Genomic DNA, 14,641 nt, shown 5'->3' with positions numbered 1-14,641 from the left:
CGAGATCGCCCGTGTTGCGGTCTTCCTTGCCAGCGAAGACGCCAGCTTCATGACTGGCCAGAACATCGCGGTTAACGGCGGCATGGCCTTTATTTGATCGGAGAATGACTGATGAGCAAGCGTTTACAGGGAAAAATCGCCTTTGTGACCGGCGCCGGTTCGGGCATCGGTGAAGCCACCGCGCTGCGGTTCGCCGAGGAGGGCGCCACTGTTGTGCTCTGCGGGCGACGCGTGGAGCCGTTGCAAGGTGTGCAGGAAAAAATCATTGGGTTCGGCGGGCACGCTGAAATTGCGGTGGCCGACGTCAGCGACGAGCAGGCCTACGTCAGCGCATTGGAAGCCACCGCGCAACGCCACGGTCGCCTGGACATTCTGGTCAACAATGCGATGGCCTACACCTGGGGCAGCATCGACACAATGTCCACCGCCGACTGGCACGCCAACTTCGCCACTACCGTCGACGGCACCTTCTTTGGCACTCGCACCGCGATGCGTCTGATGAAAGAGCAGGGCGGCGGTTCGATCGTCAACATTGCCTCGATCTGCGGCCTGTTCGGCACCGCGTGGATGGCCGGTTACTCGGCGGCCAAGGCCGCGGTGATCAACTTCAGCCGGGCGGCGGCCAGTGAAGGCGCGCCAAACAACATTCGCTGCAACGTGATCATCCCCGGCGTGGTCGATACCCCGGCCACCGCCGGCATGCTCGGCGACGCCAAGGCCCGCACCAACACCGAGAAAGTCATCCCGATGAAACGGGTCGGCCTGCCGGTGGAACTGGCCAACGCCATTCTGTTCCTGGCCAGCGACGAAGCTTCCTACGTGACCGGTGCCAGTCTGGCGGTGGACGGCGGACGCGGTTCCGACCTGTATACGGTGTTCGACTGATGGGCCTGGAATCCGCCGCGCTGCTTGAGCGCATCGACCGCCTTGAATCGCTGGACGCGATCCGTCAACTGGCCGGCAAGTACGCGTTGGCCCTGGACATGCGCGACATGGATGCCATGGCCAACTGTTTCGCCCCGGACGTGCGTGTGGGGCGCGACAAGACGGGCCGTGCACACCTCAAGGCATGGCTGGACGAAACCATGCGCAAGCAGTTTCACGGCACTTCCCATCACCTGGGGCAGCACATCATCGAGTTCAGCGATCCGGATCATGCCACGGGCGTGGTCTATTCCAAGAACGAGCATGAGACGGGTCCGGAGTGGGTGATCATGCAGATGCTGTATTGGGACGACTACGAGCGGATCGACGGACGCTGGTGCTTCCGTCGTCGCTTGCCGTGCTATTGGTACGCCACCGACCTGAATAAACCACCGATTGGCGGCTTGAAAATGCGCTGGCCGGGGCGCGAGCCTTATGCCGGCACGTTTCACGAGCTGTTCCCGTCCTGGGATGCGTTCTGGGCGCAACGGCCGGACAAGGAGGCCTTGCCGGAAATTGCCGAGCCGGCACCGCTGGAGGGGTTTCTTGCGACTTTGCGGCGCGGGGCGGGTGATCCGAAGATTCGCGTGCGCTGAAGGATGGTTGGGCGGTGTACATATCCGTTGCTGCGGTAATGTCGGCGCTGTTCGGATTGGGTGCATATCCGTTGCTGCGGTAACGGCGGCTTATGGTTCCGCCCTTACGGCGGGTCACTTGGAAAAGCCCCAAGTAACCAAGGGCTTTTGCCCCGCCATTCGGTGCCTCGCCTAGGCTCGGCATGCCCTCACTCCGGCATTGCTCCGGGGGCCCGCCGCCATCGGCCATCCATGGCCGAGGGCGGCTACCGCGGCATCCTTGCCGCGGTACCCCCTGCGCAACGCCTGCGTTCGGCCTCTGGGAAAGGGGCGGCAGATCTGAAGCCAAAGCCCAAACCCAAGCCCAAGCAACAGCAACAGCAACAGCAACAGCTTCGCGAGCAGGCTCGCCCCCACGAGGGATCGGTGTACGGCTTTCGCTCTTCACCACTCAACAGGCCGAGCGTTAGCTCGCCTGCAGCTTTTGATCTTGATGCACCGCCCCCTCGAGAGGCCGAGTGGAGGTTCTGCGCAGTGGGCAACCCGGCATGGATGCCGGGTTAGCCGCCCCCGGCCATGGATGGCCGATGGCGGCGGGCCCACGGAGCAGGACCGGAGCGAGGGCATGCCGAGCCTAGGCGAGGCACCGAACGACAGGGGCAAGAGCGCTTGGTTACTTGGCGCTTTTCCAAGTGACCCGCCGTAAGGGCGGAACCGTTAGCGGCCGTTACCGCAGAAACGGATATGCCCACTAATCAAAAATATGAAAGCGGGGCCCATCACAAAACAAGCCCGCTTCCACGGGTTACTCGCGCACCCGCGCCTCCCGTGGCATCCCCAAGGCACGCTCGGCAATGATATTGCGCTGGATCTCATTACTGCCGCCATAAATCGTATCGGCGCGGGTAAACAGAAACAGCGATTGAAGACGACTCAGCTGATAAGACTGGCCATCGAGGACTTCGGCATCGTCGCCCAACACATCCATCGCCAGCTTCCCGAGGTCTGAATGCCAGGTTGACCAGGCCAGTTTGTAGATCATGGCTTCGCGGCGCAGGCTGCCATCTTGTGGACCCGAGAGCATGCGCAAGGAGTTGTAGCGCAAAACCTTGAGCCCGGCCCACGCCTGGGCGATGCGCTGGCGCAGCAGTGGGTCGCGTGAAGCGCCATTGGCGCGGGCAATGCGAATGATCTCGTCGAGTTCATTGTGAAACTGCATTTGCTGGCCCAGCGTCGAGGCCCCGCGCTCGAAGCCGAGCAGGGCCATGGCGATTTTCCAGCCGTCGCCCGGTTGGCCGATCAGGTTATCGGCATGGGTCACCGCCTGATCGAAAAACACTTCGTTGAATTCGCTGGTGCCCGTCAGTTGCTGGATAGGGTGCACGCGGATCTGCTCCTGGGCCATCGGCACCAGCAGGAACGACAAACCGTGATGCCCTTGACTGCCGGGTTCGGTGCGCGCCAAAACAAAACACCAGTCGGCTTCGTGGGCCAGCGAGGTCCAGACCTTCTGGCCGCTGATCAGCCAGTGTTCGCCCGTGGCGTCGAGCCTGGCCCGGGTTTGTACGTTCGCCAGGTCGGAACCGGCGCCGGGTTCAGAGTAGCCCTGGCACCAGAACTCGCTGCCACCGAGGATGCCAGGCAACAGGCGCTGTCGCTGGGCCGGGGTGCCGAAGGCGGCGAGGGTAGGACCGACCAGCCCTTCGCCGATGTGGCCCATGCGTCCGGGGCCGCCAGCACGCGCATATTCCTCATGGAAAATCACCTGCCGGCAGAGGCTCAGACCGCGCCCACCATGCTCCTTCGCCCAACCCAGGCCAATCCAGGCACCCGCGGCAAGTTCACGTTCCCAGGCTTTGCGTTCTTCGGGAAAGCTGTGCTCATCCCCGGGACCGCCGCGAAAGCGCAACGGCGAAAATTCGCCACTCAGGTGCTCGGCCAACCATTGGGCGACTTCGCGACGGAAAGCCTCGTCGGCATTGCTGAAACCGATTTTCATGCGTCTTCTCCGAACAGGTGTGCGGCCAGGCGCTCGCGATGCAGTGCGGGGCTGCCCAGCAGTTGCTCGCTGGCGCGGGCACGCTTGAAGTACAGGTGCGGGTCGTATTCCCAGGTAAAACCCACGCCACCATGCATCTGGATCGACTCGGCGGCGCAGTTGAAAAACGCTTCACTGGCATGGATCTTCGCCGTGGCGGCGGCCATCACCAATTCGCTGGCCACCGCTTTGTCACCGGCGGGGTCGAGGTGTTCCTGAGCCACGCAGGCGGCGTAATAGACCGCAGAGCGGGCGCACTCAACCTGCAACATCATGTCGGCGCAGCGGTGTTTGATCGCCTGGAAGCTGGCGATGGTGCGGCTGAACTGCCGGCGTTCGGCGATGTACGCCAGGGTCAGGTCAAGGACTTGTTGTGCGCCCCCGGCCTGTTCGGCAGCCAGGCCCGCGGCGGCGATCTGCAAGCTCTCTCGCAGTACCGGCCAGCCTTGGTCGGGGGCGCAGAGCAATTGTGCATCGCTGACGAATACATTCTGCAGTTCGACCCGTGCCAGGCGCCGGGTCTGATCCAGGGTGGGCAGGGCAGTGCGCTCCAGGCCCGGTGTATCGGCGTCGACGGCGAAAAGGCTGATACCCGATTCCCCCTCGCTGCCAGGCGTACGCGCGGCGACGATCAATAGGTCCGCTTGCGCCCCGTCGATGACCTGGGCGTAACAACCGGTGAGGTTAAAACCACCCGTACAGGCCCGGGCGATCGTTTGCACGCTGTGCGCATCCCATCCGGGGCCACTGGCGAACGCCAGGGTCGCGCGGGTTTCGCCACCGGCAATCGCGCTGAGCCAGCGCTCTTGCAGCGCCGGGTTGTGTCCCGACAGCAGGGCTGGGGTGGCCAGGCAGGTGGTGGCGAAGAGCGGCGAGCCCAGTAGAAAACGACCGCTCTGTTCCAGCAGGATCGCCAGCTCGACAAACCCCAGGCCCATGCCACCGAAACGCTCGGGGACCATCAGGGCCGGCCAGCACAGCTCCAGGCCGATGCGTTGCCAGACCTCGGGATCGTAGCCGTCCGCGCGACTCATGGTCGCGCGCACGGCTTGGGAATCACTGGCCGTGGCGAGAAAGCGCTCGGCGCTGTCGCGAATCATCAAGTGTTCCTGGGTAAAGGCGAACTCCATGGGGGCTGTCTCTGCTAGGCGAATAGATGAGCGAGTCTAGGGCGGCGCCGGTTTGCCCCGAATCATCGAAACGGACTAGAACCCTACCGCCACCGACCCTGAAACCGTTGTCTTGCTTAGTCTCAATGGACGATGAAGCAGGCCTCGGCGCTTTGCACAATGCTCGCCATGCACCGAAATCAGCCAACGAGGAACCCAGGCATGATCGACATTCGCGGTTTGAGCTATTTCGTCTCCCAGATCGAAAACCTCAGTCATTGGCAACGTTACGCCGAGGACGTGCTGGGCATGCAGGTACGTCCGGCGCCGGGCGGTGGCCTGTACGTAAAAATGGACGAACGTCCGTTCCGCATGCTGATCGTCGAAGGCAGCGAGGCGCGGTATCTGGCTTCCGGCTGGGAGCTGGCCAGCGAGTCGGCGTTCCAGGCCGCACTTGAGCACCTGAGCGCCGTCGGTATCGAATGGCAGCCAGGCTCTACCGCCGAGATCGAGCAGCGCGGCGTACAGGCGCTGGTCAAACTCACCGACCCGTCGGGCAACAACCATGAATTGAGCTGGGGTCATCGCTCCGACTGCCTGCCATTTGTTTCGCCTCAGGGCGTGCCGCGTTTTATCACCGGTGACATGGGCCTGGGCCACACCGTGCTGCCGGCGCCGAACTTCGATGCCACGCTGGCGTTCGCCAAGGACGTGCTGGGTTTCGAGCTCTCGGACATTTACAACTTCCGGCCCGATCCGTCGGCCCCTGCGATCCGTATTCACTTCCTGCATTGCCACAACTCCCGCCATCACAGCCTGGCATTGGCCGAATACCCGGTGCCGTCAGGTTGCGTGCACGTGATGGTCGAGGTGGATTCGATGACCGAGGTGGGGCGCGCCCATGACCGTTTGCTGGCCCATGACGTGAGCCTGTCGGCAACCCTCGGCCAGCACCTCAACGACCGCATGACCAGCTTCTACATGAAGACGCCATCCGGTTTCGATCTGGAATACGGCTTTGGCGGGCTGCAAGTCGACTGGGCCGAGCATTCGGCGTTCGAGTTCACCCGCGTGAGCATTTGGGGGCACGACTTTTCGGTCGGCCAACGCTAAGGAATTGTCATGATGAACAAACAACTGACAGCGGCCGATGCGGTCGCTCAATTGCGCGATGGCATGACCATCGGTTTCGGCGGCTGGGGACCACGGCGCAAGCCGATGGCGATTGTGCGCGAGATCCTGCGATCAAAGGTCAAGGACCTGACCGTGGTCGCCTACGGCGGTCCGGAAGTGGGCATGCTGTGCGCCGCCGGCAAGGTCAAGAAGCTGGTGTTCGGCTTCGCCACCCTCGATGCCATTCCGCTGGAACCCTACTACCGCAAGGCTCGCGAAGCGGGCGAACTGGAGTTGATGGAACTGGACGAAGGCATGTTCCAGTGGGGCCTGCGCGCCGCTGGCATGCGCTTGCCGTTCCTGCCGACCCGTTGCGGCCTGGCCACCGATGTGACGCGCCGGAACCCGGAACTCAAGACTGTCCAGTCGCCCTATGCCGATGGCGAGGTGCTGCTGGCGATGCCGGCACTCAACCTCGACGTTGCGTTCCTGCATGTCAACGTCGCCGACCGCCTGGGCAACTGCCTGGTGACCGGGCCGGACCCGTATTTCGATCATCTGTTCGCCCGTGCCGCCGAGCAGTGCTTTGTCTCGTGCGAGCGCCTGGAAGAACGTCTGGAGCTGAGCGCCGACATGGCCCGCTTCAACACCTTCGAGCGTTACCTGGTGAAAGGCGTGGTGCATGCGCCCCTCGGTGCGCACCCGACGCTCTGCGCCCCCGACTACGGCTGGGACATGAAGCACCTCAAGGGTTATGTCGCCAGCAGCCAGGCGGAAAACGGCTGGCAGGACTATGTGCAGACCTACATCGCCGGTGGCGAGCAGGCCTATCAGGCACAGAACGGCGGTGCCGATTCCATGGGCGCCTTGCCCCTTCCCGTGTTCTGAGGATTAGCGACTATGTCTGCAACCTGTGATTTTACCCTCGCGGAACTGATGATCGTCGCCGCATCCGAAGCCTGGCGCGGCAATGGAGAAGTGATTGCCTCGGGCCTTGGCGTGATCCCGCGCCTGGGTGCCAGCTTGGCCAAACTGACCCACAGCCCTGAACTGTTGATGACCGACAGCGCAGCGTTCCTGGTCGAGGAGCCGATCCCGTTGGGCCCGCGTGGCGACTACGTGCCGCGTTACTCGGGTTACCTGTCATTCGAGCGGGTGTTCGAATGCGTGTGGGGCGGACGCCGCCACGCGATGATCGGACCGACCCAGATCGACCGCTGGGGACAGACCAACCTGTCTTGCGTCGGCGACTATCAAAAGCCCAGGACGGCGATTCTTGGCGTGCGCGGCTTGCCAGGCAACAGCATCAACCACCTCAACTCGTTTTTCGTGCCCGGCCATAACACCCGGGTGTTCGTCAGCGGCGAAGTGGACATGGTCTCCGGTGTCGGCTTCAAGGCCGAGCGCTGGCCAGAAGGTGCGCGTCGCGACTTGATGGACATCCATTGCGTGGTCAGCGACCTGTGCGTCCTCGATTTCAATGGCCCGGAGCGTGCGGTGCAGGTGCGCTCGTTGCACCCCGGCGTGAGTTTCGAGCAGGTCCAGGACAACACCGGCTTCCCGTTGCTCAAGTCGGCGCAGTTGCACGAGACCGTACACCCGACCCAAGAGCAGTTGGCCCTGATCCGTCGACTCGACCCCCACGATTACCGCGCCACGGCGATCAAGGGCAACCCGCCCGGCATCCGTACGGCCTGAGGCGAGGACAGTGAACATGCACAGCAGCGAGAGTGAATTCGTCGTCCGCGAGGACAAAGCCGTCTACGAAACAGACACACCGGTGCTGTACAGCGTGGCCGAGGGGATCGCCACGCTGACGCTGAACCGGCCGACCTTCAACAACGCGCAAAACTCGCAAATGACCTACGCGCTGGACGCCGCCTTTCGCGAGGCGGTGAACGACGACAACGTCAAGGTCATCGTCCTGCGCGGCAACGGCAAACATTTCTCGGCGGGCCACGATATCGGCACGCCGGGACGCGATATCGACAAGCCGTTCGAGCGTGCACACCTGTGGTGGGACCACACCAACAAGCCCGGTGGCGAGCAGCTGTATGCCCGCGAGCAGGAGGTGTACCTGGGCATGTGCCGGCGCTGGCGTGAACTGCCCAAGCCGACCATCGCCATGGTCCAGGGCGCGTGTGTGGCGGGCGGGCTGATGCTGGCCTGGGTCTGCGATTTGATCGTCGCCAGTGATGACGCGTTCTTTCAGGATCCGGTGGTGCGCATGGGCATTCCGGGGGTGGAGTATTTTGCCCATCCCTATGAAATGAACCCGCGTATCGCCAAGGAATTCCTCTTCACCGGTGACCGCATGAGCGCCACCCGAGCCTGGCAAGTGGGCATGGTCAACCGCATGGTGCCCCGCGAAGAGCTGGAGCAGGCCACCTATGCCCTGGCCGCCGGCATCGCCCGTCAGCCGCGCATGGGCCTGGCCCTGACCAAACAGGCGATCAACCACGTCGAGGACCTTCAAGGCAAGCGCACGGCGATGGATGCGGTGTTCGCCTGGCACCAGTTCGCTCATGCCCATAACGAGCTGTTGTCCGGCGACAAACTGGGCGGCTTCGACGCCAAGGGCATGGCCCGGGCCAACAAGCAGGCAGAGGACAAGAGCCAATGAATCGCTGGCTGGATACGCCACTGACCGAGGCCCTCGGTTGCCGCTACCCGATTGTGCAAACCGCCATGGGCTGGGTTGCCGACGCCAACCTGGTGATCGCCACCACTCAGGCCGGGGGCTTTGGTTTCCTGGCCGGGGCGACCATCCCCGCCGATGAACTGGAAAGCGAAATCCGCAAAGTGATCGACGCCACCGGTGGCAGCAACTTCGGGCTCAACTTCCATATGTTCCAGGACAACGCCGCACAGTGCGTCGACCTGGCGATCCAGTACCGTCTGCGCGCCGTGAGTTACGGACGCGGCCCGGACAAACAGACCATCGCGCGCTTCAAGGCGGCGAAGGTGCTGTGCATTCCCACCGTGGGCGCACTCAAACATGCGCTGAAGGCTGTGGAACTGGGTGCCGACCTGATCACCATTCAGGGCGGCGAGGGCGGCGGTCATACCGGCGGCGTACCCAGTTCCATTCTGTTGCCTCAGGTACTGGCCGCGGTCAAGGTGCCGGTGATCGCCGCCGGCGGTTATGCCACCGGTCGTGGCCTGGCGTCGGTGCTGGCTGCTGGGGGCGCCGGCATCGCCATGGGCACGCGGTTCCTCATGACCCGCGAATCGCCGACACCGGTCGCGACCCTGGAGCGCTACCTGAAGGTCAACGACCCGCAACAGGTGCGCGTGACCACCGCGGTGGATGGCATGCGCCACCGCATGATCGAAAACCGTTTTATCAATCATCTGGAGCAGGCCGGTCCGTTCGGCCGCCTGCGCATTGCCCTGGGCAGTGCCTGGCAGTGGAAGCAGCAGACCGGCATGAGCCTGGGGCACATGGCCTCGGTCTTTATCCGTGCGTTGCGTGAAGACCCCTCGCAGCTGTCGCAAGTGGTGATGGCCGCCAACCAGCCGGTGCTGTTGCAGCGCTCGATGGTCGATGGCGCCCCGGACGAGGGCATCTTGCCCAGCGGCCAGGTGGCGGCGGCCATCGGCGAATTGCTCAGTTGCCGTGAAGTCATTGAAGGCATCGCCAGCGAGGCCCAGCAATGTCTGGACTCACTCCTGGCCCGCAGCCAGACCCACCCTTCGACCCATCCCGCCAGTATTGGAGAACCCCTGTGAACCAGGCATTTACGACACAACTCAATCAGGGGATCGCTGAGCTGGTGATCGCCAAACCGCCGGTCAACGCCCTCGACAGCCAGGAATGGCACGCTCTGGCGCGTCAGATCGAAGCCCTCGGGGCCAACCCCGAGGTGCGGGTGATCGTGATCCGCGCCGAAGGCCGCGGCTTTTGCGCCGGTGTCGACATCAAGGAACTGGACAAGTATCCGGAGCGGATCGTAGAGGTCAATGCCGGCAACTACGCGACGTTCAAGGCCGTGCACCGTAACCCGGTGCCAGTGATTGTCGCGGTGCATGGTTTTGTCCTGGGCGGCGGCATCGGCATCACCGGGGCGGCAGACATTGTCGTGGCTTCTGACTGCGCGACCTTCGCCTTACCGGAAGTCGACCGTGGCGCCATGGGCGGCGGTGCGCATTTGCAACGGCTGTTCCCGGTGCAAAAAGTCCGTTACCTGTTCTTTACCGGCGACAGCATTAGCGCCCCCGAAGCCCTGCAATACGGCTTTATCGAGCGGATCGTCAGCAAGGACCAACTGCGCGAAACCGCTCTGGGCATCGCGGCGAAAATCGCCGAAAAGAGCCCGGGCATGATCCGCATCGCCAAGGAAGCCTTGAACGGCATCGAAGACGGCAACCTGGAAGACAAATACCGCTGGGAGCAGGGCTTCACCATGCAGGCCTACAGCAGCCCGGACTCCGCGGAAACGCGCCGGGCCTTCGTCGAAAAACGCGACGCCAAGTTCTGAGAGAACGCCATGGAACTGACTTATACCCCCAAGCAAAACGCCTTTCGCGCCGAAGTACGCGCCTGGCTGGCGGTCAACCTGCCCAGCGAACCGCTGGCCAGCTACGACACCCAGGAAGGCTTTGAGCAGCACCGCGCCTGGGAAGCGAAACTGTTCGACAGCCGCTGGTCGATGGTGATGTGGCCCGCCGAACTGGGCGGTCGCGGTTGCGATTTGATCGAGTGGCTGATCTTTGAAGAGGAGTATTACGGTGCCGGGGCGCCGATGCGCGTCAACCAGAACGGCCAGTTGTTGCTGGGGCCGACCCTGATGGAGTTTGGCACCCCTGAACAGAAACAGCGTTTTCTCCCGCGCATGGCCGCCAGCCTCGACATGTGGGCACAAGGCTGGTCGGAACCGAATGCCGGTTCGGACATGGCAGCGATCACCAGCAAGGCCACGCTCGACGGCGATCATTACGTGATCAACGGCCAGAAAACCTGGTCGACCCGAGCGACCTTCGCCGACTGGCTATTCGGCCTGTTCCGCAGCGAACCGGGCTCCTCGCGTCATCACGGCCTGTCGTTCGTGATGGTGCCACTGAATGCGCCGGGCGTGAGCATTCGTCCGATCAAGGCACTCAATGGCAAGGACGCCTTTGCCGAAGTGTTTTTCGACGACGTCCGCGTGCCGGTGGCCAACCGTATCGGTGCCGAAGGGCAGGGCTGGCATGTGGCAATGGCCACCGCCGGTTTTGAACGCGGGTTGCTGCTGCGTTCACCGGCGCGTTTCCAGTACACCGCACGCAAGTTGGTGGAACTGTACAAGGCCAACCGCGACAGCGCCGACCGCGATCCGGGTCTGCGTGACGCGGTGCTGGACACCTGGATGGGTGCCGAGGCCTACGCCCTGTCGGCCTACCACACGGTCGGGCGCCTCAGCCGGGGCGAGCAGATCGGTGCCGAGTCGAGCATCAACAAGATCATCTGGTCGGAGCTCGACCTGAAAATGCACGAAACCGCCCTGCGCATTCTGGGAGCCCGCGCCGAGCTGCTGCCTGCTGCCGATGCCGATGCCGATGCTGCAGGCTGGCTGGAGGGTTTCCTGTTCGCCCAGGCCGGGCCGATCTACGCCGGGACCAACGAAATCCAGCGCAATATCATTGCCGAGCGGATGCTCGGTTTGCCGAAATAAGGAACGGGCCATGGACTTCACTTTTACCGATGACCAGCTGACGTTTCGCGAAGCCATCAGTCGTTTCCTGATGACTGAAGCCGCCCCGGAGATGCTCCGGGAAATCTGGGAAACCGATGTCGGTCGCTCACCGGACCTGCGTCACAAGATCGCCGCTCAGGGTCTGACCGCCTTGTCGGTCCCCGAAGCCGAGGGTGGCCTGGGCATGGACGATGTGGCCTGGGCGCTGATGACCCAGGAGCTGGGGTATTACGCGATTCCCGATTCCCTGGCTGACACCGCGTATGTCGCCACCGGGCTGCTCGCCAGCCTGGCGACCGATCACCCGGCACGCAGCAGCTTGTTGCCACGAATCGCCGAAGGCACATTGCGCCTTGCCATCAGCCACCCCGTCAATTTGCTGGTCAGCGATGCGCAACTGGCAGAAGTGTTGATCCTCATCGATGGCGATGACATTCACGTGGTGCCGCGTTCGCAGGTGGATGTGCAGCCCCGGACGAGCATCGATGCATCGCGGCGCCTGGGTCGGGTGACCTGGAACCCGACACCGGCCACCTGTGTGGCTGGTGGTGCTGCGGGCCGTGCCTTGCAAGCGCGACTGCTCGACCGTGGGGCCTTGTCGGTGGCCGGGCAATTGCTCGGGCTGGCGCAACGCATGCTCGATTTGTCGGTGGACTACGTCGCTCAGCGCAAGCAGTTCGGCAAGCCCATCGGCAGTTTCCAGGCGGTCAAGCATCACCTGGCCGATGTCGCCCGGCAGATCGAACAAGCCAAACCCGTGCTGTACCGCGCCGCCCACGGCTTGGCCCAAGGCGATAGCAACGCCAGCGTCTGGGTTTCCCAGGCCCGCCTGGCCTGCTGCGAGGCAAGCTGGATCGCCGCACGCAAGGGCATTCAGGTGCACGGCGCAATGGGTTACACCTGGGAAGTCGATCTGCAGATGTTCATGAAACGTGCCTGGGCGCTCGATGCGTCCTGGGGTGATCGCGGCTTCCATAAAACCCGTGTCAGCGACTACCTGTTCGCCGACGGTGCCCGCCTGGGCCCGGGCCATACCTTCGAGGAGTGAGTCATGCCAGAGGCCTATATTGTTGATGCACTGCGCAGCCCGACCGGCAAGCGCAAAGGCGCCTTGAGCGAAGTCCACGCCATAGACCTGGGGGCTCATGTGCTCAGGGCATTGGTGGAACGCAACGCCATTCCGGGCGAAGACTATGACGACGTGATGTTCGGTTGCGTCGACACCATCGGCTCCCAGGCCGGTGATATTGCCCGTACCAGTTGGCTCGCCGCCGGGTTGCCACTGAATGTGCCCGGTACCACGATCGATCGCCAGTGCGGGTCGTCGCAACAGGCGCTGCATTTTGCGGCGCAGGCGGTGATGAGCGGCACCCAGGATGTGATCGCCGTGGGCGGGGTGCAAACCATGACCCGGATTCCGATTTCCTCGGCCATGCTCGCCGGGCAACCGTTGGGTTTTGCCGATCCGTTTTCCGGTAGCGAAGGCTGGCGCACACGTTTCGGTAATCAGCCGGTCAACCAGTTCTACGCCGCCCAGCGCATCGCCGATCATTGGGGCATCACTCGTGAGCAGATGGAAGCGTTTGCCCTGCAAAGCCATAGCCGCGCCTTGGCCGCCATCGAGAGCGGGCGTTTCGCTCGGGAAATCGTCGGTTGCAATGGCCTGTTTGCGGATGAAACCCCGCGCCTGACCAGTCTGGCGAAAATGGCCGGGCTGCAGCCGGTGGACCCGCAATTCCCCTCGATCACTGCAGCTGTTTCGAGCCAGACCTGCGACGCCTCGGCGGCGTTGCTGGTGGTGTCCGAGGCGGCGCTCAAGCGTTACGACTTGACGCCACGGGCCCGCATCCATCACCTCACGGTGCTGGGCGATGATCCGATCTGGCACCTCACCGCGCCGATCGCCGCGACACGTCGGGCCCTGGCAAAAACCGGCTTGCGCATGAGCGATATCGACCGGGTAGAGATCAACGAAGCTTTTGCCTCGGTGGTCATGGCCTGGACCAAGGAACTGGACTACGACCCGGCGCGCACCAACGTCAACGGTGGCGCCATTGCCTTGGGTCACCCGCTCGGCGCCACGGGAGCCCGGCTGATGACCACGCTGTTGAACGAGCTGGAATGCAGCGGCGGCCGTTATGGCCTGCAAACGATGTGCGAAGGCGGCGGCCAGGCCAACGTCACGATCATCGAACGCCTCTAGGTTTTTCCCATCCTTGCCGCCGTCCGCTGGGCGTGCGGTCACGCAGTCATAAGGAGTCAAGCATGGCTATTTGTTCAGGCCGCACCGTGATCATCACCGGGGCCGGCGGCGGACTCGGTCGCGCCTACGCGCTGGCGTTCGCGGCGGCGGGCGCCAACGTGGTGATCAACGATATTCGCGCCGACGCGGCGCAGGATGTAGCGGGCGAGATTCGCGCCAACGGTGGCCAGGCCATCGCCAACAGTGACGACATCACCACCCTGGCCACCGCCGAGCGCATCGTCGAGGCCGCAGTGGCGGCGTTCGGTGAGGTGCACGTGCTGGTCAACAATGCCGGCGTCCTGCGCGACCGCATGTTCATCAGTCTCAGCGAAGAGGACTGGGACATGGTCATGCGTGTGCACCTCAAGGGGCATTATTGCCTGGCGAACCTGTTGGGGCGACGTTGGCGTGATCTGGCCAAGGCCGGCACTCCGGTCGACGCACGCATCATCAACACCAGTTCCGGCGCGGGCCTGCAAGGCTCGGTGGGGCAGTCCAACTATTCGGCGGCCAAGGGCGGGATTGCCGCGTTGACCCTGGTGCAGGCCGCTGAGCTGGCGCGCTACGGCATCACCGCCAATGCCTTGGCCCCGGCGGCACGGACCTCGATGACTGAAAGCGCGATGCCCGATGTGGTGAAGAAGCCTGAGGACGGCAGTTTCGACGCCTGGGCGCCGGAAAACGTCGCGCCGCTGGTGGTGTGGTTGGGCAGCGCCGAATCGGCCCACGTCAGCGGCCAGATTTTCGAGAGCCAGGGCGGCCGTATTTCCCTTGGGGACGGCTGGCGCACCGGGGTCACCCGCGACAAAGGCGCGTTGTGGCGTGTCGAGGAAATCGGCGCCGCCGTGGCTGAGATTCTCGCCGAAGCGCCTGCAGCGCAGCGTGTCTGGGGCAGCTGACCGCGCAAAACCGGTTGCCGGAGGCGGTCATACCCCGTTTTGACGATGTGCCGGCCCGGGCGT

Annotated in this window: 15 protein-coding genes; 13 read left to right on the top strand and 2 right to left on the bottom strand. The window is 63.6% G+C overall.

Going from position 1 to position 14,641, the window contains the following annotated elements; genetic code table 11:
• From F8N85_RS27625 to F8N85_RS27615, 3 genes are all read left to right on the top strand, one after another.
• Nucleotides 1-97 (top strand): SDR family oxidoreductase (locus tag F8N85_RS27625; RefSeq protein ID WP_150806686.1); only part of this gene is annotated, 97 nt, incomplete at its 5' end.
• A 14-nt stretch (nt 98-111) separates the two neighbouring features.
• A complete protein-coding gene (locus F8N85_RS27620; RefSeq protein WP_150804862.1) occupies nt 112-885 on the top strand; it encodes an SDR family NAD(P)-dependent oxidoreductase in 774 nt (257 codons plus the stop codon).
• Between the two features lie 5 nt (nt 886-890).
• On the top strand, nt 891-1,520 hold the full coding sequence (locus F8N85_RS27615; protein WP_224795710.1) for a nuclear transport factor 2 family protein: 630 nt from the start codon (nt 891-893) through the stop codon (nt 1,518-1,520).
• 784 nt (nt 1,521-2,304) lie between these two features.
• On the opposite strand, the gene F8N85_RS27610 is transcribed toward F8N85_RS27615, so the two are convergent.
• Nucleotides 2,305-3,498 (bottom strand): acyl-CoA dehydrogenase family protein, encoded by a 1,194-nt coding sequence (locus F8N85_RS27610; RefSeq protein WP_150806672.1) that lies wholly within the window; start codon nt 3,496-3,498, stop codon nt 2,305-2,307.
• Nucleotides 3,495-4,667 carry an acyl-CoA dehydrogenase family protein gene (locus F8N85_RS27605; protein ID WP_150806671.1) on the bottom strand — a complete coding sequence of 391 codons (1,173 nt, stop codon included), beginning with the start codon at nt 4,665-4,667 and terminating at the stop codon, nt 3,495-3,497. Before F8N85_RS27605 ends, F8N85_RS27610 begins: the two co-directional genes overlap by 4 nt.
• Before the next feature lie 201 nt (nt 4,668-4,868).
• On the opposite strand from F8N85_RS27605, the gene F8N85_RS27600 reads away from it, so the two are divergent.
• The 10 genes from F8N85_RS27600 to F8N85_RS27555 all read left to right on the top strand — a co-directional run bounded on the left by F8N85_RS27600 (nt 4,869) and on the right by F8N85_RS27555 (nt 14,578).
• Nucleotides 4,869-5,759: a VOC family protein gene (locus tag F8N85_RS27600; protein ID WP_150806670.1), complete on the top strand. Its 891-nt coding sequence runs from the start codon at nt 4,869-4,871 to the stop codon at nt 5,757-5,759.
• A 12-nt stretch (nt 5,760-5,771) separates the two neighbouring features.
• The gene (locus F8N85_RS27595) at nt 5,772-6,647 is read left to right on the top strand and encodes a CoA transferase subunit A (protein ID WP_150806685.1); all 876 of its coding nucleotides are present in this window, start codon (nt 5,772-5,774) and stop codon (nt 6,645-6,647) included.
• A gap of 12 nt (nt 6,648-6,659) precedes the next feature.
• Complete coding sequence (locus F8N85_RS27590) at nt 6,660-7,457, top strand: CoA-transferase subunit beta (protein ID WP_150806669.1); 798 nt, start codon at nt 6,660-6,662, stop codon at nt 7,455-7,457.
• 16 nt (nt 7,458-7,473) lie between these two features.
• A complete protein-coding gene (locus tag F8N85_RS27585; protein WP_150806668.1) occupies nt 7,474-8,382 on the top strand; it encodes an enoyl-CoA hydratase in 909 nt (302 codons plus the stop codon).
• Nucleotides 8,379-9,491 carry an NAD(P)H-dependent flavin oxidoreductase gene (locus F8N85_RS27580; RefSeq protein WP_150806667.1) on the top strand — a complete coding sequence of 371 codons (1,113 nt, stop codon included), beginning with the start codon at nt 8,379-8,381 and terminating at the stop codon, nt 9,489-9,491. Before F8N85_RS27585 ends, F8N85_RS27580 begins: the two co-directional genes overlap by 4 nt.
• A complete protein-coding gene (locus F8N85_RS27575; protein WP_150806666.1) occupies nt 9,488-10,240 on the top strand; it encodes an enoyl-CoA hydratase family protein in 753 nt (250 codons plus the stop codon). The genes F8N85_RS27580 and F8N85_RS27575 overlap by 4 nt, the downstream gene beginning before the upstream one ends.
• 9 nt (nt 10,241-10,249) lie before the next feature.
• The gene (locus F8N85_RS27570; RefSeq protein WP_150806665.1) at nt 10,250-11,413 is read left to right on the top strand and encodes an acyl-CoA dehydrogenase family protein; all 1,164 of its coding nucleotides are present in this window, start codon (nt 10,250-10,252) and stop codon (nt 11,411-11,413) included.
• A gap of 10 nt (nt 11,414-11,423) precedes the next feature.
• The gene (locus F8N85_RS27565; protein WP_150806664.1) at nt 11,424-12,482 is read left to right on the top strand and encodes an acyl-CoA dehydrogenase family protein; all 1,059 of its coding nucleotides are present in this window, start codon (nt 11,424-11,426) and stop codon (nt 12,480-12,482) included.
• 3 nt (nt 12,483-12,485) lie between these two features.
• Nucleotides 12,486-13,637 carry an acetyl-CoA C-acetyltransferase gene (locus F8N85_RS27560; protein WP_150806663.1) on the top strand — a complete coding sequence of 384 codons (1,152 nt, stop codon included), beginning with the start codon at nt 12,486-12,488 and terminating at the stop codon, nt 13,635-13,637.
• A 62-nt stretch (nt 13,638-13,699) separates the two neighbouring features.
• Nucleotides 13,700-14,578 carry an SDR family oxidoreductase gene (locus tag F8N85_RS27555; protein WP_150806662.1) on the top strand — a complete coding sequence of 293 codons (879 nt, stop codon included), beginning with the start codon at nt 13,700-13,702 and terminating at the stop codon, nt 14,576-14,578.
• The last annotated feature ends 63 nt before the right edge of the window (nt 14,579-14,641 follow it).

The organism is Pseudomonas fluorescens, assembly GCF_902497875.1.
In the GTDB taxonomy this organism is placed as follows: domain Bacteria; phylum Pseudomonadota; class Gammaproteobacteria; order Pseudomonadales; family Pseudomonadaceae; genus Aquipseudomonas; species Aquipseudomonas fluorescens_BR.
Note: the sequence above shows the minus strand (reverse complement) of the source record. Positions and strands in the feature narration are given on the sequence as shown.

Excerpts from the sequence above, each read along its gene's own strand:
- F8N85_RS27560 (WP_150806663.1), top strand. The coding sequence starts at position 12,486 with ATGCCAGAGGCCTATATTGTTGATGCACTGCGCAGCCCGACCGGCAAG.
- F8N85_RS27565 (WP_150806664.1), top strand. The coding sequence starts at position 11,424 with ATGGACTTCACTTTTACCGATGACCAGCTGACGTTTCGCGAAGCCATC.
- F8N85_RS27590 (WP_150806669.1), top strand. The coding sequence starts at position 6,660 with ATGTCTGCAACCTGTGATTTTACCCTCGCGGAACTGATGATCGTCGCC.
- F8N85_RS27580 (WP_150806667.1), top strand. The coding sequence starts at position 8,379 with ATGAATCGCTGGCTGGATACGCCACTGACCGAGGCCCTCGGTTGCCGC.
- F8N85_RS27605 (WP_150806671.1), bottom strand. The coding sequence starts at position 4,667 with ATGGAGTTCGCCTTTACCCAGGAACACTTGATGATTCGCGACAGCGCC.
- F8N85_RS27620 (WP_150804862.1), top strand. The coding sequence starts at position 112 with ATGAGCAAGCGTTTACAGGGAAAAATCGCCTTTGTGACCGGCGCCGGT.
- F8N85_RS27570 (WP_150806665.1), top strand. The coding sequence starts at position 10,250 with ATGGAACTGACTTATACCCCCAAGCAAAACGCCTTTCGCGCCGAAGTA.
- F8N85_RS27610 (WP_150806672.1), bottom strand. The coding sequence starts at position 3,498 with ATGAAAATCGGTTTCAGCAATGCCGACGAGGCTTTCCGTCGCGAAGTC.
- F8N85_RS27555 (WP_150806662.1), top strand. The coding sequence starts at position 13,700 with ATGGCTATTTGTTCAGGCCGCACCGTGATCATCACCGGGGCCGGCGGC.
- F8N85_RS27585 (WP_150806668.1), top strand. The coding sequence starts at position 7,474 with ATGCACAGCAGCGAGAGTGAATTCGTCGTCCGCGAGGACAAAGCCGTC.
- F8N85_RS27595 (WP_150806685.1), top strand. The coding sequence starts at position 5,772 with ATGAACAAACAACTGACAGCGGCCGATGCGGTCGCTCAATTGCGCGAT.
- F8N85_RS27600 (WP_150806670.1), top strand. The coding sequence starts at position 4,869 with ATGATCGACATTCGCGGTTTGAGCTATTTCGTCTCCCAGATCGAAAAC.